This window comes from Methylobacterium sp. E-005 (assembly GCF_022829725.1).
In the GTDB taxonomy this organism is placed as follows: Bacteria; Pseudomonadota; Alphaproteobacteria; order Rhizobiales; family Beijerinckiaceae; genus Methylobacterium.
The window spans coordinates 15,146-35,251 of record NZ_JAKSYG010000086.1 but is presented as its reverse complement, the minus strand read 5'-3'; the positions used below and the strand labels follow the sequence as shown (position 1 = coordinate 35,251).

19 protein-coding genes are annotated in these 20,106 nt (G+C 69.2%); 11 read left to right on the top strand and 8 right to left on the bottom strand.

The window, feature by feature from the left end:
* Nucleotides 1-658 precede the first annotated feature (658 nt).
* A complete protein-coding gene (phbB, locus tag MKK88_RS09810) occupies nt 659-1,387 on the bottom strand; it encodes an acetoacetyl-CoA reductase (protein WP_243999165.1) in 729 nt (242 codons plus the stop codon).
* 115 nt (nt 1,388-1,502) lie between these two features.
* Nucleotides 1,503-2,687, bottom strand: a complete 1,185-nt coding sequence (locus tag MKK88_RS09805; RefSeq protein WP_243999163.1) for an acetyl-CoA C-acetyltransferase — start codon at nt 2,685-2,687, stop codon at nt 1,503-1,505.
* Nucleotides 2,688-3,006: 319 nt separating this feature from the next.
* On the opposite strand from MKK88_RS09805, the gene phaR reads away from it, so the two are divergent.
* Both phaR and MKK88_RS09795 read left to right on the top strand, forming a co-directional pair.
* The gene (gene phaR, locus MKK88_RS09800; RefSeq protein WP_243999161.1) at nt 3,007-3,594 is read left to right on the top strand and encodes a polyhydroxyalkanoate synthesis repressor PhaR; all 588 of its coding nucleotides are present in this window, start codon (nt 3,007-3,009) and stop codon (nt 3,592-3,594) included.
* 96 nt (nt 3,595-3,690) lie between these two features.
* Nucleotides 3,691-4,005 (top strand): hypothetical protein, encoded by a 315-nt coding sequence (locus MKK88_RS09795; RefSeq protein WP_243999159.1) that lies wholly within the window; start codon nt 3,691-3,693, stop codon nt 4,003-4,005.
* Between the two features lie 16 nt (nt 4,006-4,021).
* Here MKK88_RS09795 and rpmF read toward each other — a convergent pair whose 3' ends face one another.
* Entirely contained in the window at nt 4,022-4,210 is a 189-nt protein-coding gene (rpmF, locus tag MKK88_RS09790; RefSeq protein WP_003601373.1) for a 50S ribosomal protein L32, read from the bottom strand.
* A gap of 225 nt (nt 4,211-4,435) precedes the next feature.
* On the opposite strand from rpmF, the gene MKK88_RS09785 reads away from it, so the two are divergent.
* Nucleotides 4,436-4,801, top strand: a complete 366-nt coding sequence (locus MKK88_RS09785; RefSeq protein ID WP_243999158.1) for a helix-hairpin-helix domain-containing protein — start codon at nt 4,436-4,438, stop codon at nt 4,799-4,801.
* A 107-nt stretch (nt 4,802-4,908) separates the two neighbouring features.
* On the opposite strand, the gene MKK88_RS09780 is transcribed toward MKK88_RS09785, so the two are convergent.
* Together MKK88_RS09780 and MKK88_RS09775 are read right to left on the bottom strand one after the other, a co-directional pair.
* The gene (locus tag MKK88_RS09780) at nt 4,909-5,325 is read right to left on the bottom strand and encodes a hypothetical protein (RefSeq protein WP_243999156.1); all 417 of its coding nucleotides are present in this window, start codon (nt 5,323-5,325) and stop codon (nt 4,909-4,911) included.
* A 266-nt stretch (nt 5,326-5,591) separates the two neighbouring features.
* Nucleotides 5,592-5,909, bottom strand: coding sequence for a hypothetical protein (locus MKK88_RS09775; protein ID WP_243999154.1), 318 nt, complete (start codon nt 5,907-5,909; stop codon nt 5,592-5,594).
* 117 nt (nt 5,910-6,026) lie between these two features.
* Between MKK88_RS09775 and MKK88_RS09770 the strand changes: the two genes are divergently transcribed.
* On the top strand, nt 6,027-8,906 hold the full coding sequence (locus MKK88_RS09770) for a phosphoenolpyruvate carboxylase (RefSeq protein WP_243999152.1): 2,880 nt from the start codon (nt 6,027-6,029) through the stop codon (nt 8,904-8,906).
* A gap of 33 nt (nt 8,907-8,939) precedes the next feature.
* Here MKK88_RS09770 and MKK88_RS09765 read toward each other — a convergent pair whose 3' ends face one another.
* A complete protein-coding gene (locus MKK88_RS09765) occupies nt 8,940-9,392 on the bottom strand; it encodes an NfeD family protein (RefSeq protein ID WP_243999150.1) in 453 nt (150 codons plus the stop codon).
* 5 nt (nt 9,393-9,397) lie between these two features.
* On the bottom strand, nt 9,398-10,375 hold the full coding sequence (locus tag MKK88_RS09760; RefSeq protein WP_243999148.1) for an SPFH domain-containing protein: 978 nt from the start codon (nt 10,373-10,375) through the stop codon (nt 9,398-9,400).
* Nucleotides 10,376-10,672: 297 nt separating this feature from the next.
* Here MKK88_RS09760 and MKK88_RS09755 point away from each other — a divergent pair, with 297 nt between their 5' ends.
* The 3 genes from MKK88_RS09755 to MKK88_RS09745 are packed head-to-tail and all read left to right on the top strand — an operon-like array spanning nt 10,673 to nt 13,888.
* A complete protein-coding gene (locus MKK88_RS09755; RefSeq protein WP_243999146.1) occupies nt 10,673-11,767 on the top strand; it encodes a glycosyltransferase family 4 protein in 1,095 nt (364 codons plus the stop codon).
* A 1-nt stretch (nt 11,768) separates the two neighbouring features.
* Nucleotides 11,769-12,848 carry a glycosyltransferase gene (locus MKK88_RS09750; protein WP_243999143.1) on the top strand — a complete coding sequence of 360 codons (1,080 nt, stop codon included), beginning with the start codon at nt 11,769-11,771 and terminating at the stop codon, nt 12,846-12,848.
* A complete protein-coding gene (locus MKK88_RS09745; RefSeq protein ID WP_243999141.1) occupies nt 12,845-13,888 on the top strand; it encodes a glycosyltransferase in 1,044 nt (347 codons plus the stop codon). Before MKK88_RS09750 ends, MKK88_RS09745 begins: the two co-directional genes overlap by 4 nt.
* A gap of 60 nt (nt 13,889-13,948) precedes the next feature.
* Here MKK88_RS09745 and MKK88_RS09740 read toward each other — a convergent pair whose 3' ends face one another.
* A complete protein-coding gene (locus MKK88_RS09740) occupies nt 13,949-14,131 on the bottom strand; it encodes a hypothetical protein (RefSeq protein ID WP_243999139.1) in 183 nt (60 codons plus the stop codon).
* Nucleotides 14,132-14,374: 243 nt separating this feature from the next.
* Here MKK88_RS09740 and MKK88_RS09735 point away from each other — a divergent pair, with 243 nt between their 5' ends.
* The 4 genes from MKK88_RS09735 (at nt 14,375) to MKK88_RS09720 (ending at nt 19,987) form a co-directional block, all read left to right on the top strand.
* A complete protein-coding gene (locus MKK88_RS09735; protein ID WP_243999137.1) occupies nt 14,375-15,613 on the top strand; it encodes an efflux RND transporter periplasmic adaptor subunit in 1,239 nt (412 codons plus the stop codon).
* A gap of 9 nt (nt 15,614-15,622) precedes the next feature.
* Nucleotides 15,623-18,757 (top strand): efflux RND transporter permease subunit, encoded by a 3,135-nt coding sequence (locus MKK88_RS09730; RefSeq protein ID WP_243999135.1) that lies wholly within the window; start codon nt 15,623-15,625, stop codon nt 18,755-18,757.
* Between the two features lie 74 nt (nt 18,758-18,831).
* Nucleotides 18,832-19,389, top strand: coding sequence for a DUF4337 domain-containing protein (locus MKK88_RS09725; protein WP_243999133.1), 558 nt, complete (start codon nt 18,832-18,834; stop codon nt 19,387-19,389).
* Nucleotides 19,390-19,459: 70 nt separating this feature from the next.
* On the top strand, nt 19,460-19,987 hold the full coding sequence (locus MKK88_RS09720) for a phosphate-starvation-inducible PsiE family protein (protein WP_243999201.1): 528 nt from the start codon (nt 19,460-19,462) through the stop codon (nt 19,985-19,987).
* Nucleotides 19,988-20,106: the final 119 nt, after the last annotated feature.

The window sequence follows — 20,106 nt, the reverse complement described above, 5'->3', positions numbered from 1 at the left end:
GGTGCAGGCCGCTGCCAGGGCAATCTTCGCGGCGACCGGCAGCCGCCGGCCATGCAGGTCACCAGCCTTAGCGCAACACGGCGCAGACGATGCACCGTTTTCGCGAAGACGCTGAACGCTGCATTTACCGAACCGTCGATGGATCATGGTCCTCGCGCCCTCGTTCTACTGTCGGCGCAAACATCCGCGGCGCGACGGAACGAGACCTATACGGACACGTCCGGGTTGTTCGTGCCCCAGAGCACGTGAACAATCCCTTCCATGAGTGCGTGCAATGCACACGTGCGTCAAGGCGCGGCGCATCCCAACGCGGAGATCTGCTATCGCAGTCGCATTCAACAGCAATTCGCAAATAACTAGATACTAAAAGAACTGAATTACCGGCATAGAATCCATATCGGAATTCAATGCCGCCACAGAATAGGATTTCGGGACCGCCGGCTTCCCGTGCGGGCGCGCGGACTGAAATACGACGACGGTTGGGGCGAGGATATCGGCCAACGTCCGGCCGTCCTGACGCACCGCGCTCGCCATGGGCTATACCGGCGCAAAGGCCCAAATCGAGTCGGGCGCCGGGATCCACGGGGGCCGCCCCGCGGCAAACAAAAACGGGCACGCCGGCCCGAGTCCGGCGCGCCCGTTTGCGAGCAGACTGCGATCAGACGAAGTGCTGGCCGCCGTTGATGGTCAGCGTCGAGCCGTTCACGAAACCGGCCTCATCGCTCGCGAGATATTCGACGGCGTGCGCGATCTCGTCGGCCTCGCCCAACCGTCCGGTCGGGATCGTGGAGATGATCTTGTTGCGGATCTCCTCCGCCACCGCCATCACCATCTCGGTTGCGATGTAGCCCGGCGCCACCACGTTGACCGTGATGCCCTTCGAGGCGCTCTCCTGCGCAAGCGCCTTGGCGAAGCCGATCACGCCGGCCTTGGCGGCCGAGTAGTTGGTCTGGCCGGCCTGGCCCTTCTGGCCGTTGATCGACGAGATGATGATGATGCGGCCGAAGTTGCGGCTGCGCATGCCCTCGATCAGCGGCCGCGTACAGGTGAACATCGAGTCGAGGTTGGTCTTGATGACCGCCTGCCACTTCTCGAAGCTCATCTTGTGAAAGGCGCCATCCCGGGTGATGCCGGCATTGTTGACGAGGATGTCGATCGGGCCGACTTCCGCCTCGATCGCCTTGATCCCGGCCTCGCAGCTCGCGAAATCACCCACGTCGAACTTGAAGACCGGGATGCCGGTCTCGGCCTTGAAGGCGTTGGCGGCCTCGTCGTTGCCGGCGTAGTTGGCGGCCACCTTGTAGCCCTTGTCCTTCAGCCGCTTCGAGATCGCCGCGCCGATACCGCGGGTGCCGCCCGTGACGAGGGCGACGCGTCCTTGAGCCATTCTTGTTTCCTCCTGCTGGTAGCCCGTGATGACGCGTGCGGATGGCGTCCGCACGCGAATTTTTGTGATCTCGGCCTTAAGTCTAAGTTGTCGAGAACCGGGCGTTACGGATCGATCAGGTCCGCTCGATGCACATCGCCACGCCCATGCCCCCGCCGATGCACAGGGTCGCGAGGCCCTTCTTGGCGTCGCGCCGCTTCATCTCGTGCAGCAGTGTGACGAGGACGCGGGCTCCCGAGGCACCGATCGGGTGACCGATGGCGATGGCGCCGCCATTGACGTTCACCTTCGCGTCGTCCCAGCCCATGTCCTTGTTCACGGCCAGCGCCTGCGCCGCGAAGGCCTCATTGGCCTCGATCAGGTCGAGGTCGGCGGGCTTCCAGCCGGCCTTCTCCAGGGCCTTGCGGGAGGCCGGGATCGGGCCCGTGCCCATCACCTTCGGATCGACGCCGGCGGTGGCCCAGGACTTGATCTTGGCGAGCGGGGTGAGGCCGCGGCGCTCGGCCTCGGAGGCCGACATCAGCACGAGCGCGGCAGCGCCGTCGTTGAGGCCCGAGGCGTTCGCCGCCGTCACCGTGCCCTCCTTGGAGAAGGCGGGCTTCAGCTTGGCCATCGCCTCCACGGTGGCGCCGTCGCGGATATACTCGTCGGTGTCGACGATCGTGTCGCCCTTCCGGCCCGGCACCGTGACGGGGACGATCTCGTCCTTGAACCGGCCCTCCTTGCGGGCGGCCTCCGCCTTGTTCTGCGAACGGGTCGCGAACTCGTCCTGCTGCTCGCGGGTGAGCTGGAAGGCTTGGGCGACGTTCTCGGCGGTCTGACCCATGTGGTAGCCGTTGAAGGCGTCCCAGAGGCCGTCCTTGATCATGGTGTCGACGAGCTTCACGTCGCCCATCTTCTGGCCACCGCGCAGGTACTGGGCGTGGGGCGAGAGCGACATCGATTCCTGGCCGCCGGCGACGATGACCTTGGCGTCGCCGTTGGCGATCTGCTGCATGCCGATGGCGACCGTGCGCAGGCCTGAGCCACAGACCTGATTGAGGCCCCAGGCGGTCGCCTTCTCGGGGATGCCGGCCTTGATGGCGGCTTGACGGGCGGGGTTCTGGCCGGCGCCGGCGGTGAGCACCTGGCCAAAGATCACCTCGTCGACCTCGTCGGGCGAGACCTTGGCGCGCTCCAGGGCGGCCTTGATCGCCGTCGCGCCGAGCTCGTGAGCCGGCACCGCCCCGAAGGCGCCGCCGAACGAGCCGACCGGCGTGCGCGCGGCCCCGACGATGACGATCTCTTCGCTGGCTGCCATGTTGCGTTCTCCTCTCGCGAGCCGGCGCGCCTTCCGGGGCGCGCTCTGTGCTGGCCCAGGGATGAAGGGCGTGGCATCGGCGAAGTCAAGATTGCGCGTCGAGCCTTGGAAATGATGCCGATGACGCGACCGCGAGACTGAAATGATGGCCGGCCGTGGCAATGCCTGCATTATTCTGCGTTGAAGAGATGCAGTTTGCTGTTTTCTGCGCCTGGGGAAGGCTTTAAGGATCGTGCTGCGGGCGCGAAGACGATCCCGCAGGGCCGCATCGCGCAGCCCCGCATGTCCCGAGGTCTCGAGTCGAGAAAGGCCGTTCCCGATGGCGGATACCGTCAAGGCCACACAGACCGTCATCAAGAAGTACGCCAACCGGCGCCTCTACCACACCGGCACCTCGACCTACGTGACGCTCGAGGACCTCGCCACGATGGTCCAGAACGGCGAAGACTTCATCGTCTACGACGCGCGCACGGGCGACGACATTACCCGCTCTGTGCTCACGCAGATCATTTTCGAGCAGGAGAACAAGGCCGGCGCCGAGAATTTGCTGCCGGTGGCGTTCCTGCGGCAGCTGATCCGCTTCTACGGCGACAGCATGCGCACCATGGTGCCGAGCTTCCTGGAATTCTCCATGGCGAACTTCGCCAAGGATCAGGATGGCCTGCGTGAGAAGTTTGCCCATAGCTTCGGCCCGGCCGCGTTCCAGAACGCGATCGAGCAGCAGGTCCGCACCAATATGGGCTTCTTCGGCGATGCCATGAAGATGTTCACAGGCTTCGCACCGCCCGCCGGGACTCAGCCGGCCCCGCCCCCCGCCCCCGCCCCCTATGGCGGCGGCGAGCTCGACGATTTGAAGCGGCAGATGCTGGAGATGCAGCAGCGCCTGGAGCAGCTGGCCAAGAAATAATCGCCCCGCGCGCCGCAGCCGAATAAAAGTTGACGAACCCTTAATATCGGTATCACCCTTGCGACACCGGCACGGAAACGTGCGGAGCGTGTCGTGATGGTGCGGGTCGAAGCAGGCAATCGTCTCGGCCCGGCACAGGTCAGGCCTGTGCGGGCAACTCCCGGCCCTACGGAGGACGTGCGCTCCGAGGGCCTGCGTCCCGCCGGGCGCGCGCTCGTCGTGATCGATGGGGGGAGCCCCGAGGGGCGTGAGCGGGCCGGGCCGGCGGAGCGCGCGGCCCCGGAAAAATCCCGCGCCGGCTTCATCGCACAGTTGCTGACGGCCAATGACCCGACGCTGCTGCCGTCGCGTCTTGAACGAACCCGAACGGCCGCCGCGTGCTACGCGGAGACCGCGCGGCGCCTCGCCTGAGGCGCCGCGAAAAGCGTTACGCCTCGGCGGACTTCACCTTGAGGACCTGACGGCCGCGGTACATGCCGGTCTTCAGGTCGATGTGGTGCGGGCGGCGCAGCTCACCCGAATCCTTGTCCTCAACATAGGTCGGCGCCTTGAGAGCGTCGGCCGAGCGGCGCATGCCGCGGCGGGAGGGGGAAGTCTTTCGCTTCGGAACGGCCATGGTGTGATCCTTCGTGACGCCGCGGACAAAGCGGCGCCCGGGCGGCTCCCCGATCGAGGATCGCCACGCGCACCGCGGGATACGGATGAGGGCGCGTTTATAGCTCCGGCACCCGCCCCTGGCTAGGGGTGCCCGAACACAACTGTTAAGCGTGGGTTCAAGCGCGGCGGCGCAGATCTGCATCGCCGGTGCCGCGCAGCGGGCCGCGCCTTTCGGGAGAACGCCATGGCTTCCTCCACCAAGACCCTCGCTCTGCTCGCCCTCCTATCCAGCCTTGTCGGCGCCCCCGCTTTGGCGCAGACCCCCGCGCCGCACGCACCCGCGACAGCGGCACCGACCGCCCCAGCCCGGCCCACGGCGCCGAGCGCCCCGGTCGCCGGGTCACCGAACGCCGCCAAGACCGCGCTGATCGATCTCAACAGCGCCAGCACCGAGGAACTCGATGCCCTGCCCGGCATCGGCGCAGCCCGCGCGGCCGCAATCATCAAGGGCCGGCCCTATCGCGGCAAGGACGATCTCGTCACCAAGAAGATCATCCCGAAGAACGTCTACGACGGCATCAAGGACAAGGTCATCGCCAAGCAGAAATAGCTTGCCGGAGCCGTGCCGGGGCGCATTGCGATCGCGCACGGCTCCAAGCCTTTGTGGGGATGCGCTCTCGTGGCGCGACCCCGCCATCCACTTCGGCGGGGCGCGCTCTACTCGGCGATCGCGCCCTGAGGCATGGTAAAGCCCGGGGGCGTCTTCTGCGCGGCGGCCTTGGGCGGCGCGCGCCGGACGGGCGCCTTCTTCCGAGCTTCCGCCTTCGGCGAAGCCTTTACGGCGGGCGGTGTCTCGCAGGCGCGGAAGGTGAGCTGCGCCAGGGGCGCCCCCTCCTCGCTGACGATCGTCATGGAATCGGGCAGCATCGGCAGAGTCGGCTGCCATTTGATCGGACCGCCCAGCATCGCCTCGATGGCCGCCGGGGCGCTCCCGCGCCGCAGCGATGAGAAATCCGGGCCGTAGGCGGTCGCGACCTTCCCGGCAATCACAACCAGCAGAACGTCATTCACCTCCGGCGTCAGGGGCCTCAACGGGTTGGTGGTCTGGACCTGCCCGACCCGGGTGACCACCATCTTGAAGCTCTTGTCGCTCTCGAAACGCGCCGCGCTGGCACCGCAGGGCTGCCCGGGCGGGGGACCGGCCGACGGCGCCGGTTCGTTCGACGCCGGCGCCGCAGGCGCCTGATCGGGCGGAACCTGCGCAGTCGGAGCCTGGGAGGTCGGTATCTGGGCTGCCGCGGCCGGGGGTTGTCTCGCCGGCCCGGCCCAAGCCGCGGGCCCGATCGAAAGGGGAGGCGCCGCAGCAAGCAGCAGGGTGACGACCCCGTGGGCCAGCGACCTCATCGGCCGGACTCCGGCGGATCGCGCCGGGCCCGTTCATCGCGCACGGGTCTGGTCAGGGCTCTGATCGGTTCCAATTCGGACGCCTCCAAATCGAGCACGTGCGGATCGGGCGGCCTCTGATCGAGGACCTGCGCCGAACGATCGATCGGACTTTCACGCGGGCCGACCGCGCCGAGGAACAGATCCTCATCCTCCGAATCAAGCTCGGAATGCATGCGCAGGGGTTCGCGCCGGCCCCGGGCGGCCATCACGCCGACCGACACGATGGCCACGACGAAGATCAATATCGCCAGGATAATGGACGGACGCTCCATGAGGCCCGCAGCTCTAGCCCGGTCACCCGGTCACCGCCAGCCCGTGCCACACGGAACGCTCCTTGCGTGGGCGATCCAGCCGGGTCAATGCGCACGAACCGGAGCCGGAACCAACCGATGCAGCACGAGCCGAGCCGCAAGCCCGAGGATCTGGAGGACCACCTCCTCGGCCTGATCGAGGCCGCCCGGGACCAGGCGCGGGAGGACCCGTTCCGCAATCCCGTCCTGGCCGTGACCCTGGCGATTACCCGGCGGTTCGACCGGGATGAGATCGCGCCGGAGGATCTCGAGCCCCTGTTCGCCCGGCTGCGCGCGGAATCCCTGGCGGCGCGGGCGGCGCGTCTGCGCGACTATGTCGGTCTGGCGACCGGCCCCATCGACGCGGAGGCGTCGATCCCGGCCCGACTCGTGGCGGCGGCTCCCGATGGGCCCGACGGTTTCGAGCGCTTCGCGGCCTTCATCCACCGGACCGCCTTCGCGGTGGTGTTCACGGCGCACCCGACCTTCGGAATGCCGCGGGCCGTGGCGAACCTCCTCGCCGAGGCCGCGAGCCTGACGGATGCGGAGGCCCGCGCCGACCTGATTGGGCGCGCCGCCGCACACTCGACGCGGCCCGATGCGCCGATCACCCTGGATGTCGAGTTCGAGCAGGCCTGCGCGGCGGCCAATCATGCGCGTCTGGCCCTCGACGCGTTCAACGGCGCGCTGCTCGATGCCGCCCGCACCCGCTGGCCAGCGCGCTGGAGTGAGTTGACGCCGCGCCCCTTCGCCATCGCGAGCTGGGTCGGTTGCGACACCGATGGGCGCACCGATATCGGCTGGTGGGACACCCTGCGCTATCGGCTGATCTCGAAGCGCATGCAGTTCGACCGGGTGATGCGCGATTTGCCCGAGATCGCCGGATGCCGCCCGGTGCGGGCGCTCGCCGCGGAGGCGCTGGCGGCAGTCAACCGGCAACTCGCGGTAGCGCCCCGGCTCGGCGACAAGCCCTCCCTCGAATCGGTGCACCGCTTCGCCCTGGCGCTGATCATCGAGCGCGAGCGCGCCCAGACCGATGCGGGCGCCCTGGTGGCCGGCCTCACCGCTGCGCTGGAATCGGCCGACGACGCGGCCGACCAGCGCCGGATCGCCATCCTGCGCGCCGGCGTCGCCACGCACGGCCTGTCGAACGCCCTGCCGCACTTCCGACTGAACGCCAGCCAGATCCACAACGCGGTGCGCCGGGTGATCGACCTCGAGGGCGAGCCCACCGACGCGGCCCGGCGCCGCTCGCACCTCGCGACGATCCACGCGCTCCTGAACGACGTGCGGCCGGTGGCGGTGGATTTCGGCGCGCTCGCCGCCGAGCGGGCCTCCGCCGCCCGGCTGATGATGACGATCGCCCAGATCCTCAAGCACGTGGACGGCACCCATCCGGTGCGCTTCCTCATCGCCGAGACCGAGACCGGCTACACCCTGCTCGCCGCCCTCTGGCTCGCGCGCCATTACGGGATCAGTGACAGGCTGGAGATCACGCCCCTGTTCGAGACGGCGAGCGCCCTCGAACAGGGAATCCGGGTGCTCGACGACGCCCTGCGCAACCCGCATTGGCGCCAGTACCTCAAGCGCATCGGCCGGCTGACCGTGCAGTTCGGTTACTCGGATTCGGGCCGCTATGTCGGTCAGCTTGCCGCCACCTTCTGGATCGAGCGGCTGCGCCTGCGCATCACCGAGATGCTGGTCCAGAACGGCCTGGCCGATATCGAGCTTGCGATCTTCGACACGCACGGTGAATCGATCGGACGCGGCGCCCACCCGACCTCCCTGCGCGACCGCCTCGCCTATCTCGCCCCCGAGGATGCCCGGGACCGCAGCCGCAAGGCCGGCATCAAGGTCCGGCTCGAATCGAGCTTCCAGGGGACGGACGGCTATCTGCTGTTCGGCACCGAGGCCCTGGCCGAGGCCAGCGTCGCCCGCATCGCTGAGCACGTCTACGCCCTCGATATCGCCGAGGACGATTCCTTCGCGGATTACGCCCTCAGCGACGCGGATGCGGGCGCCGATCCGAAGGACGACCCGATCTATTCCGAGCCCGATTTCGCCCTCGAATTCTTCACCGCGGCCCGCCAGGACATGGAGGCGCTGGTGGACGATGAGGGCTACGCAGCGCTGCTCGGCACCTTCGGCCCGAGCCTGATCGACCGCACCGGCTCGCGCCCCGTGGCCCGCCAGAGCGACACTGGCGGCCCGGCCCGCATCACCCATCCGCGCCAGATGCGGGCGATCCCCAACAACGCGATCCTGCACCAGCTCGGCTTCCTGGCGAATTCGCTCCACGGGATCGGCCGCGCCGCCCAACGGGGGCCCGACCTGTTCCGCGACATGCGGCGCGATTCGGTGCGCTTCTCCCGGGCCTTCCGGCTGGTGCAGCACGCGGCCTCGGTGGGCGATCTCGACGTGCTGCGCGCCTATATCGACACCCTGGACCCGGCCGTGTGGCTGGAGCGGGCGCGGCGCACGCAGAAGGATTTTCGCCGCGACGAGCTGGTGGTGATCGCGGGCGCCCTGGAGCGCCTCGACCTCGCCTCGGCGCTCCGCAGCCTGTTCGGCCGGCTGACCCGCGACTGGCTGGCCCTGACGGCGGCGGCGCCGGACCTGCCCGTGATGTCGCCGCGGCTGACCCTGCTGCACGCGCTGCGGTTGGCGCTGATCCACCGGATCTGGTTCCTGGCGGTACACATCCCCGGCTTCCGGCCTCAGGCGGGTATCTCCCGCGAGCAGTTGCTGGAGCGCTTCCTGCGCCTCGACATTGACGGCTGCCTGATGCTGCTCGACGAGATTTTTCCGGTCACCCCGGATCCCACCCTGGGGCTGAACTTCGGCGAGCCGGCGGGTCCGCGGGACGTCGGCACCTACGAGGCCGAGCACGCCAACCTGTTCCAGCCGATCCGCCGGATGTTCGAGCAGGTGCGGGAAATTTCTGGGATGATCCAGCACGAGGTGGGGGCGTTCGGGTAGGGGCGGCCGGGGGCATGGCGCGCGCCGGCCGCCTCAGGCCGCCTCCACCCTGAGCACCGTTCCGCTGATCCCGGCGACTCGCACGCGCGCTCCCGCGGGCAGATCAGGCCCCTCGACCCGCCACAGGGTGTCGTCGAACCGGATGCGCCCCGCGCCCTCCACGATCGGCTCCTGCAGCACGCCGTCCCGGCCGATCAGCCCGCGATCGGGACGGTTCAGATCCGCGTCCCCGCGCCCGACACCACGCCGGTACAGGCGGGCCGCACCCGTGACCAGAACGACGGCGAGCCCTGCGAACAGCAGCGTCTGCCCCTGCCACGGCATCGGAAACGCCGCGGTCGCGAGGCCGGTGACGACGGCCGCCAGCCCGAGCCAGATCAGGAACACGCCCGGCACCAGGATCTCGGCCCCCGCCAGGATGAGCCCGGCGATCACCCAGCTCCAGGCAGGCCCGAGGGCTTCGACAAACTCCGCAAGTGTGGCCAAGGTCGTCAGGTCCGCGGCGGCGTGACGTTGGGCGGCGTGCCCGCCCGCCGGGGCGGCGTGCCCTCGCCGAACACCGCGCGGGTGAGTTCACCGATGCCACCCAACGTGCCGGCGAGCGCCGCCGCCTCGATCGGCACCACCACGACCCGCTGGTTCGGCGCGGTGGCGAGCGCCCGCACCGCGTCGACATACTTCTCGGCCACCAGAAAATTCGCCGCCGCGATGTCCCCCTCCGCGATGGCCCGGCTGACCAGATTGGTCGCCTGCGCCTCGGCTTCCGCCGAGCGCTCGCGCGCCTCGGCGTCGCGGAACGCGGCCTCCTTGCGGCCCTCCGATTCGAGGATCGCCGATTGCTTGCGGCCCTCCGCCCGCAAAATCTCGGCCGCGCGCTGGCCCTCGGCCTCCAGGATCGAGGCACGCTTCTCGCGCTCGGCCTTCATCTGGCGGGCCATGGCGCCCGCGAGGTCGGGCGGGAGCAGGATGTCCTTGATCTCGATCCGGTTGATCTTCACCCCCCAGGGCGAGGCGGCCGCATCCATCACCCGCAGCAGGCGCTCGTTGATCTCGTCGCGGTGGGCGAGGAGCTGATCGAGATCCATGCCGCCGACCACGGTGCGGATGTTGGTCATGGTCAGCGTTGTGGCGGCGAGGTCCAGATTCGAAACCTCGTAGGAGGCCCGCGCCGCATCGAGCACCTGATAGAAGACCACCGCGTCGATCGTCACCCCGGCATTGTCGCGGGTGAAGGCCTGCTGGCTCGGCACGTCGATGACCTGCTCCATCACGTTGACCCGCCGGCCGACGCGCTCGACGAAGGGCACGATCAGCGCAAGGCCGGCGCCGAGGCTGCGGGCGTAACGCCCGAATCGCTCCACCGTGTAGACGTAGCCCTGCGGTACGATCTTCACCCCGGCCGCGAGGGTGAGAATCACCAGAGCTGCGGCACCGACCGCGAACACGCTCAGCCCGACCGGAAGATTCATCGCTTCCCCCTCGCCATCCCTGAAGACCCGGCTCCTGTCGGCGCCGCGCCCCTGGCCCATCCCCGCGACCGCCGCATGGTGCGGATGAACCGGTATCACACCAGCTTGATCATCATTGGTTCAGGCCGCCGTGGTTACAAAGGCCGTCAGCGTCGCGCTCGCCGTCGCTCCGGCCCGACGATGCAACGCTTGGTGAAGAGACCTGCGACATGATAACCGCCGCCGCGTTACGGAATTAAGTCCTTTCGTATCAGTGTGAGCGGTCGATATCCCTACCCTACGAGAGCTGGTGCGCGCGTGAAGATTGCTGTCCTCGCACATCTCAAATACCCGATCGGCCAGCCCTATGCCGGTGGTCTGGAGATGCACACGCACCTGCTCACCGTCGCGTTGAAGCGGCACGGGCACGACGTGACATTGTTCGCGAGCCGCGGCTCGGACCCGGCGCTCGACCCGGTGATGCTTTGCGATCCGACCGGCGACGCGCTGATGGATCCCGACCGCGAGGAGGCGATCGATCGCGCCGAGCACGACGCCTACCGGCGGATGATGGATATGGTCGCGGCGGGCGGCTTCGACCTCGTGCACAACAATGCCCTGCATGCCCTGCCCCTCCAGGAGAGTGCCCGGCTGGGCCTGCCCTGGGTCACGGTTCTGCACACGCCGCCCTTCGAGGCGCTGGTGCGTGGCATCGTGAAGGCCGATCCCGATATGGCTTTCCTGGCGGTCTCGCCGTCGCTCGCGCAGGAATGGGCCGCCCGCGTGCCCGATGCCGAAGTGGTCGATAACGGCGTCGATCTCTCGAACTTCGCCTTCAACGAAATGGCCGATGCGCCATCCTACGCCTTCTGGTCGGGCCGGATCGTGCCCGAGAAGGGGCTGCACCTCGCCATCGACGCCGCGCGGGCGGCCGGCCTGCCGCTGGTCTTTGCCGGGCCGAAACTCAATCCGGCCTATTGGGCGGCCGAGATCGCGCCGCGGCTCGGACCGGACCTGACGCATCTCGGCCATCTCTCGCACCGGGATCTCGCCCATCATCTCGGCCGCTCCCGGGTGGCGATCGTGTCGCCGCGCTGGGAGGAACCGTTCGGCCTCGTGGTGGCGGAGGCGCTGGCCTGCGGCACGCCGGTGGCCGCCTTCCGCCGCGGGGCGATGCCCGACATCCTCGACGCACAATGCGGCCGGCTCGCCGACCCGGACGACGCGCAGGATCTCTCCGTGGCGATCCGCGAGGCGGCGGACCTGTCGCGCCGCGCCTGCCGCGACCGGGCCGAGGCGCTCTACGACGCCACCGCGATGACCGCGCGTTATCTCGAAGCCTACGAAGCCGTGATGGCGCGCTGCGCCGAGCGGGCCCGGCCGGCCCTGCGGGTCGCGGGCGGGCGGGGCTGAAATGAGCGGCTGGCCCGATCTGTCACGCGGCGTCGTCTGCATTCCGGCGCGGAACGAGGCGGAACGCCTGCCGCGCCTGCTCGCATCGCTCAACGGGCAGAGCGGGGTCCCAACGCCGGTGCGCGTCGTCGTGCTGGCCAACAATTGCACGGATGAGACGGCTGCGGCGGAGCGGGCCGGGCAGGCGGCGGGCGCCTGGGCCGCCCTCGACATCCGGCTGATCGAGGCGACCCTATCAGGGACGGAGGCCCATGTCGGCACCGCGCGGCGCATGGCGCTGGAGGCGGGCGCGGATTGGCTCGCGGCGGATGGCGTTCCGGACGGGGTTCTGCTCACCACCGACGCGGATGCCCGCCTGCCGGCCGACTGGATCGCCGCGAACCTGCGGGCGCTCGCACACGCGGATGTCGTCGGCGGCCGCCTCGTCATCGATGAAGACGGGGATGCCGACCCACGATTGGCGGATCTCCACGCCCGGATCGAGCGCTACTGGGCCGGGGTCCGGCGCCTTGAGGATCTCCTCGATCCGCCGCCCTACGATCCCGCCCCGCGCCACGGCGACCATACCGGCGCGAGCCTCGCCGTCCCGGTCTCCCTCTACCGCGCAGTCGGCGGCCTGCCACCATTGCCCTGCGGCGAGGACAACGCGCTGGTCGGACTGCTGCGCGCCCACGGCGCCCGCCTGCGCCATTGCCCGGACGTGCGCGTGATGGTCTCGGCCCGTCACCAGGGCCGGGTCTCGGGGGGGATGGCCACCGAAATGGCGCGCCGCGCCCGCGTGCTCGAAGGTGAAGCCTACCTGCTGCCGGAGGCCGCCCATTGGCGGGCGCTGATCCTGCGCCGGGCGGCCCTGCGCCGGGCCTTCCAGCTCCAGCCCCCGGCCCGCGTCACCGCCTGCGCACGGCTCGGCCTCGGGACCGAAGATCTCGCGGTTCTCGACCCCTGTCCCAACGACATCGCCTTTGTCGAGCGGGCCGACCGGATCCTCGAATCGCGCAGCCCGCCCGCCCGGGAATGCCCCCTCGATCAGGCGCTCGCCGACCTCGACGCCCTGGCGCTCTCCGTGAAGGACGCCGCGTGACCCGCGGCATCGGCTGGTACGTCCACCACCAGGGCGCCGGCCATCTCCAGCGGGCCCGGGCGGTGGCGGCCGCCCTGCCCCGGCCCTGCACGATCATCGGCACGCTCGCCGGCTTCGACACGACCGGTCTCGACATCCTCGACCTGCCCGACGACCGCCCGCTCGGCGACACGACCTTCGACGGCCGGGACGGCGCAGCCGAGCGACCGGAGGCACTGCATTACGCCCCCCTGAACCATCCCGGCCTCCGCACCCGGATGGTGCGCATCGCCGACTGGGTGGCGCGGACCGAACCGGCACTCCTCGTGGTCGACGTCTCGGTGGAGGTGGCACTGTTCGCACGCCTGCTCTCGGTGCCGACCCTGGTGGTGCGGCTCGCCGGCACCCGAACCGATCCGCCACATCTCGAAGCCTTCCGCAGCGCCAGCCGGCTGCTCGCACCGTTTCCCGCAGCTCTGGAGGGTGCGGGCGTACCCGAATGGGTCCGTGCCAAGACATGCTACGCGGGCTTCCTTGGCCGACCGCCGCAGGCGACCGCAGAGGCGAGCCGCGACATCGTCGTGGTGTTCGGCCAGGGCGGCACGGGGGGCGACATCGACGCCCTGGCTGCGGCGGCACGTGCCGTGTCCGACCGGACATGGCACGTGCTCGGCCCGGTCTCGGGTTCGGGCCCGATCCCCGACAATCTGCATCTGCACGGTTGGGTCTCGGACGTCGCGGCGCATGTGGCGCGGGCCGCCCTGCTGGTCGGCGGCGGCGGCGATGGGGTCGTGGCGCTTGCAGCCGCGCAGGCTAAGCGCTTCCTCTGCCTGCCGGAGGCGCGGGCCTATGGCGAGCAGACCGAGAAGGCCGCCGCGCTCGCCCGGCTCGGTGCCGCCCTCGTACACGAGGGCTGGCCCGAAGCCTCCGCATGGCCCGACCTGATCCGGGCAGGGCTCGCACTCGATCCGACGGTGATCGGCGGGTTGCACAACCCGACCGCAGTCGCCGATTGCGCGGCGGTGATCGACGCGCTGGCCAGCTCGGTCGCGCCTCAATAAGAAAGGCGCCTGCCACGTGGGCAGACGCCTATTCGACGCGGCGCGAAGACGCGCAGGGCGTTACGAGATCAGGTCGAGCTTGGCCGCCTCGATCCCGTCCGCCCGGATCGCATCCGGAATCGCGGAGAAATCCCGATAGCCGGCCTCGCGCGCCATGGCATCGAGAGCCGTCCGCTCATCATCGGCCGCGCCGGTCCAGAGCACCGCACCGCTCTTCTTCTGCTTGATCTGAAAGATGCTCATAAAACCTTCTCCGGTCGTGAGAAGTCCATTGTTCCGACAACGTCGCGATCCGCCGCGGGTTGCAGGACAAAGGCTGGAAAAGCGGCTCCTCTGTTCAGGGCGTGACATGCGGCGGCCTATCCGGCGACGGCCTTGTCCGGCGGCGTTATACTCAGCTCGGTTGGGCAACCTGCGCCATGAAATCGCCGGCCTACTCGGCGAGGGACTGGCTTTATCAATCGAGCGCCGACTGCGAGGCCCGTCGTGAAATCCTTCCGTTGGCGTGCGTCCCGCCTCGGCCTCCTGTGCGGGCTCGCGGTTCTCGCCACGGCGCCGGCTTCGGCCGTCGAGAGCGCCGCCGTACCCGATGCCGCCGCCATCGCGCCCGCCGTCACCGTCGTTCCGGCCGAGAGCCGTGAGATCGTCGAGCGGGCGGTCGTCACCGGCACGCTCGTGCCCCGGGACGAGATCCTCGTCTCCCCCGAGGTCGAGGGGCTACGCATCACCGAGTTGCTCGTCGAGGAGGGCGACCGCGTCACGAAAGGTCAGGTGCTCGCCCGATTGTCGCTGGAGATGATCGCCACGCAGGAGGCCTCGAACGCGGCGGCGATCGCCCGCGCGCAGGCCTCCATCGTCCAGGCGCAGAGTCAGATCGTCCAGGCGGAAGCCGCCAATGTCGAGGCCAAGCAGGCGCTGGAACGCGCGCAGGCGCTCGCCAAGACGGGCAACGCCACCGCGGCCGTGCTGGAGCAGCGCGTCTCGGCGGCGCAGGGGGCCGAGGGCCGCCTCGCCGCCGCGAAGGGCGGCCTGCAATCGGCCCAGGCCGACCTCGCCACCGCCCGGGCCGCCGGGGCCGAGATCGCCCTGCGGCGCGCCCGCGCCGACATCCGCGCGCCGGAGGCCGGGATCGTCAACCGCCGCACCGCCCGGATCGGCGCCACCGCCACCGCGATCGGGGAGCCCCTGTTCCGGCTGATCGCCCGGGGCGAGATCGAACTGGAGGGCGAGGTACCCGAGACCTCGCTGGCGCGCATCAAGGTTGGTGACCCGGCAAGCCTCGACCTAGATGACGGCCGGCACCTCAAGGGGAAGGTCCGCAGAGTCTACCCCGAGGTCGACCGGGCGACGCGCCTCGGAAAGGTCCGCATCCGGCTCGGTGACGATCCGGCCCTGCGCATCGGTGCCTTCGCCCGCGGCACCGTGGAGGTCGCACGCCGCACCGGCGTCGCGGTCCCGGTCTCCAGCCTGCTCTACGCCGCGGACGGCCGCGCCAGCGTGCTGGTGGCGAAGGATGGGCGCGTCGAGGCGCGCACCGTTGACACAGGCCTGTCCGCGGACGGGTTCACCGAACTGCGCTCGGGCGTCGCGGCGGGTGAGGACGTCGTGGCCCGCGCCGGCAGCTTCCTCCGCGACGGCGACCGGGTGCGGGCGGTGTCGGCACCGGCCAGCACGCCGATGGCCGCCCCCCAGGCGACGCCGATCGCCGATGCGGCCCCCCGGTAGGACCGAGCCATGCGCCTCAACGTCTCCGCCTGGGCAATCCGCAAGCCGCTCCCGTCGGTGGTGCTGTTCCTCGTCCTGATGATCCTCGGGCTGGTGAGCTTCCGCTCACTGCCGATCACCCGGTTCCCCAACATCGACATCCCGATCGTCGCAGTGACGATCACGCAGTCGGGGGCCGCGCCGGCCGAGCTTCAGACCCAGGTCACCAAGTGGGTCGAGGATTCGATCGCCGGCGTGAAGGGCGTCAAGCACATCCTCTCGACGATCACGGAGGGCATCTCGACCACCACGATCGAGTTCCGGCTGGAGGTGAACCAGGATCGGGCGACCAACGACGTCAAGGACGCCATCGCCAAGATCCGCCAGAACCTGCCGCGCACCATCGACGAGCCGATCGTCTCCCGCGTCGAGATCGCCGGCCTGCCGATCATGGTCTACGGCGCCTCCGCGCCCGCCATGACGCCCGAAGACTTATCGTGGTTCGTGGACGACGTGGTGGCCCGCGGGCTCCAGAGCGTGAAGGGCGTGGGCGGCGTCGAGCGCTTGGGTGGCGTCGCGCGGGAGATCCGCGTCACCCTGAAGCCCGACAGGCTTCTGGCATTGGGCATCACCGCCGCGGACGTGAACCGGCAATTGCGCCTGACCTCCGCCGATATGGCCGGCGGCCGAGCCGAGATCGGCGGCCAGGAGCAATCGATCCGGGCGCTCGCCGCCTCGGCGAGCCTGGAGACGCTGGCCAAGACCTCGATCGTCATGCCGGGCAACCGCAAGGTCCGCCTCGACGAGCTCGCGACCCTCTCCGACACCGCCGAGGAGCCCCGCACCTTCGCGCGCTTCAACGGCGAGCCGGTGGTCGCCTTCGCGATCTCCCGGGCCAGCGGCGCCAGCGACGCGGACGTCTCGGTCGGCGTCGCCAGGAAGATCGCGGCGCTCCACGCCGCCAACCCCGACGTCCGCTTCGACCTGATCGACACAAGCGTCGACAACACGATCGGCAACTACCACTCGGCCATGATGGGCCTGATCGAGGGCGCCGCCCTCGCCGTCGTGGTCGTGCTGCTGTTCCTGCGTGATTGGCGGGCGACCTTGATCGCCGCGGTGGCGCTGCCGCTCTCGGTGCTGCCGACCTTCTGGGTGATGAGTGCGCTGGGCTTCTCGCTCAACGCCGTCAGCCTCCTGGCGATCACGCTGGTGACCGGCATCTTGGTCGACGACGCGATCGTGGAGATCGAGAACATCGTCCGCCACATGCGGATGGGGAAGTCGCCCTATCGGGCCGCCCTGGAGGCCGCCGACGAGATCGGGCTGGCGGTCATCGCCATCACGGCGACCATCATGGCGATCTTCTCGCCCGTATCCTTCATGGGCGGCATCGCCGGCCAGTATTTCAAGCAGTTCGGCCTGACCATCGCGGCCGCCGTGTTCATGTCGCTCCTGGTCGCCCGCCTGATCACGCCGCTCCTCGCCGCCTATTTCCTCCGCGACCACGGGCCGGACCACACGCGCGACGGCTTCATCATGCGCGGCTACACCCGCCTCGTGGCGTGGTCGGTACGGCACAAATTCATCACGCTGGTGCTCGGCATCGCGTGCTTTGCCGCCTCGATCGCCTCCACAGGCCTGCTGCCCGCAGGCTTCCTGCCGGCGGAGGATCAGGCGCGCACGCTGTTCGTCCTCGAATTGCCGCCCGGCGCGCGGCTCCAGGACACGGTTCGGGTGAGCGATCGGATCGAGGCGAAGATCCGCGAACTGCCCGAGGTGAAGAGTGTCTTCGTCGATGGCGGCCGGCAATTGCCGGGCAAGAAAGAAGTGCGGCTCGCCAGCCTGACCATCAACCTCACCCCGAAGAACACCCGTCATCGCACCCAAAAGCAGGTGGATGCCGAAGTCTCCGCGATCCTGCGCGAGGAGCCGGATCTCCGTTTCTGGGCACTCCGCGAGAACGGGCAGCGCGACCTCGCGCTGATCATCGCAGGCCCCGACAAGGCGGTGGTCGCGGAGGTCGCCGCCAAGCTTCAACGCGAGGCGCAGCAGATCCCGCACCTCGTCAACGTCATGTCGACGGCGCCGCTCGATCGCACCGAGGTTCGGATCCGTCCGAAACCCGCTGTGGCGGCCGATCTCGGCGTCTCCACCGACACGATCGCGGAGACCGTGCGGGTCGGCACGATCGGCGACATCGGCATGAACCTCGCCAAGTTCAACGCCACCGACCGGCAGATCCCGATCCGCGTGCAGCTCCCCGAAAGCCTGCGCGGCCGGCTCTCCGAATTCGAGACCCTGAAGGTGCCGGTCAAGGGTGGAGCCGCGGTGCCGCTCGCGACCGTCGCCGATATCAGCCTCGGCCAGGGGCCGACCGGCATCGACCGCTACGACCGCGCGGTGCGTGTGGCGCTGGAGGGCGACATGCAGGGCTCGGACGCGCTGGCCGAGTTGATCAAGCAGGTCATGAATCTGCCCGCCGCCAAAAACCTGCCGCCCGGGGTGACGATCAGCCAGACGGGCGACGCCGAGGTGATGGGCGAGGTGTTCGAGGGTTTTGCCCTCGCCATGGGCGCCGGCCTGATGATGGTGTTCGGCGTGCTGATCCTGCTGTTCGGCAACTTCCTGCAGCCGCTGACCATCCTGTTCTCGCTGCCGCTCTCCATCGGCGGCGCGATCCTGGCGCTCCTGATCTGCCACATGCCGATCTCGATGCCGGTGGTGATCGGCATCCTGATGCTGATGGGCGTGGTGACCAAGAACGCCATCATGCTGGTGGATTTCGCCGTGGAGCAGATCCGCGCCGGGGTCGATCGCAACGAGGCGATCGTCGATGCCGGCCGCAAGCGCGCCCGGCCGATCGTGATGACCACGATCGCCATGGCGGCCGGCATGGTGCCCTCCGCCCTGGCCTACGGGATCGGCGGCGAGTTCCGTGCGCCGATGGCGGTGGCGGTGATCGGCGGCCTGCTCGTCTCCACCGTGCTGTCGCTGGTCTTCGTACCGGCGTTCTTCGTGCTGATGGACGACCTCTCGCGCCTGCTGAAGCGGGTCTTCAGCCGCTTCGTCGGCGAGCGCGACGATCCGGAGGATGAAGTCGCCTTCGACCCGGCGCATCCGGCCAATGACGGTCACCCGGCGCCGCGGATCGCCGCGGAATAGGCGATCCGCATTGCGCACCGGGCCGCGATGCGCTGTGACTCCCGCCGACGAATCAAGCGGGGAAGCGATCAGCGATGTCGGGTGGTCATGGGGCGGTCGAAGGTTCGAACAAGCGTGTGGCGCTGCTGATCTCGGTCCTGGCGCTGTTCCTCGCCTTCAGCGAGACCCTGGGCAAGGCGTCGCAGACGGAGTCGATCGGCGCCAATGTCGAGGCCGCCAACCAATGGGCCTACTTCCAGGCCCGCACGATCCGCTCGACCGTGCTCAAGACCGCCGACGAGGCCCTGGCGCTGGTACCGCCGGGCCCGAACCAGGACGCGATCGCGGCCAAGCGCGCCGAATGGGCCAAGACCCTGGCGCGCTGGGACTCGGAACCGGCGACCGGCGAGGGCCGTCGGGAACTCTCCGACAAGGCTAAGGCCTCCGAAGGCCGGCGCGACCTCGCCCTGCTGCGCTACCACCATTACGAGCTGGCCTCGGCGGCGTTCCAGATCGGCATCGTGCTGGCCTCCGCGGAGGTGATCACCGGGATCACGCTGCTGGTCTTTGCCGGCGGCTTCCTGGGCCTTGCCGGGGCGACGCTCCTCGGCTTCGGCTACCTCGCGCCGCACGCGCTGCCGTTCTTCCACTGAGGATCACGTTCCGCCGGACTGGACGTACGGCGCAGACGCTTATCTTCACCGGATACTTCCGGGGGGTATGATGCCGCACGAGACCGAGGACCAGGGTCGCCTGACGAAGATCGCCAGCACGATCTTTCTCCACACGGAGCACACGATCTACGCAGCACTCGGGCTCCTGCTGGCGATGACCGCGCTCGTGGCGCTGATCGATGCGGCCGGATTGACCCTGGATGCCTTCAAGGCCCTGGGAAGCGCCCAGCAGATCCTGGAGGTGGTCGACCGGCTGCTGTTCCTGCTGATGCTGATCGAGATCCTGCACACGGTGCGGGTCTCGATGCGGTCGGGCACATTGACCTGCGAGCCATTCCTGATCGTCGGGCTGATCGCCTCGATCCGGCGGGTTCTGGTCATCACCCTGCAATCCTCGGAGATCATGCACGCCAAGGACTGGTCGCCCGAGAAGCAGGCGCTGTTCCAGGCCTCGATGATCGAACTCGGGGTTCTCGCAGGGCTGATCCTCACGATGGTGTTCGCGATCTTCCTGCTCCACCGCGCCCGGGACGACGGGAAGCCGGCGGGCGATGAATCGGCGAGCAGCGGGCACTGAGCCCAGCCCGCTTAAGGTGTTTGCGGAAGCACCGGGACGGGAGTCGAGGGCGTTCTCGTCTCCCTTGTGGGGAGGGGCCAGGGATGGGGGTGGTACTCTTTCCGATCGTTGGAGCCACG

Coding starts and splice junctions, on each gene's coding strand:
- phbB (WP_243999165.1), bottom strand. CDS start 1,387: ATGGCTCAAGGACGCGTCGCCCTCGTCACGGGCGGCACCCGCGGTATC.
- MKK88_RS09805 (WP_243999163.1), bottom strand. CDS start 2,687: ATGGCAGCCAGCGAAGAGATCGTCATCGTCGGGGCCGCGCGCACGCCG.
- phaR (WP_243999161.1), top strand. CDS start 3,007: ATGGCGGATACCGTCAAGGCCACACAGACCGTCATCAAGAAGTACGCC.
- MKK88_RS09795 (WP_243999159.1), top strand. CDS start 3,691: ATGGTGCGGGTCGAAGCAGGCAATCGTCTCGGCCCGGCACAGGTCAGG.
- rpmF (WP_003601373.1), bottom strand. CDS start 4,210: ATGGCCGTTCCGAAGCGAAAGACTTCCCCCTCCCGCCGCGGCATGCGC.
- MKK88_RS09785 (WP_243999158.1), top strand. CDS start 4,436: ATGGCTTCCTCCACCAAGACCCTCGCTCTGCTCGCCCTCCTATCCAGC.
- MKK88_RS09780 (WP_243999156.1), bottom strand. CDS start 5,325: ATGGTGGTCACCCGGGTCGGGCAGGTCCAGACCACCAACCCGTTGAGG.
- MKK88_RS09775 (WP_243999154.1), bottom strand. CDS start 5,909: ATGGAGCGTCCGTCCATTATCCTGGCGATATTGATCTTCGTCGTGGCC.
- MKK88_RS09770 (WP_243999152.1), top strand. CDS start 6,027: ATGCAGCACGAGCCGAGCCGCAAGCCCGAGGATCTGGAGGACCACCTC.
- MKK88_RS09760 (WP_243999148.1), bottom strand. CDS start 10,375: ATGAATCTTCCGGTCGGGCTGAGCGTGTTCGCGGTCGGTGCCGCAGCT.
- MKK88_RS09750 (WP_243999143.1), top strand. CDS start 11,769: ATGAGCGGCTGGCCCGATCTGTCACGCGGCGTCGTCTGCATTCCGGCG.
- MKK88_RS09740 (WP_243999139.1), bottom strand. CDS start 14,131: ATGAGCATCTTTCAGATCAAGCAGAAGAAGAGCGGTGCGGTGCTCTGG.
- MKK88_RS09730 (WP_243999135.1), top strand. CDS start 15,623: ATGCGCCTCAACGTCTCCGCCTGGGCAATCCGCAAGCCGCTCCCGTCG.
- MKK88_RS09725 (WP_243999133.1), top strand. CDS start 18,832: ATGTCGGGTGGTCATGGGGCGGTCGAAGGTTCGAACAAGCGTGTGGCG.
- MKK88_RS09720 (WP_243999201.1), top strand. CDS start 19,460: ATGCCGCACGAGACCGAGGACCAGGGTCGCCTGACGAAGATCGCCAGC.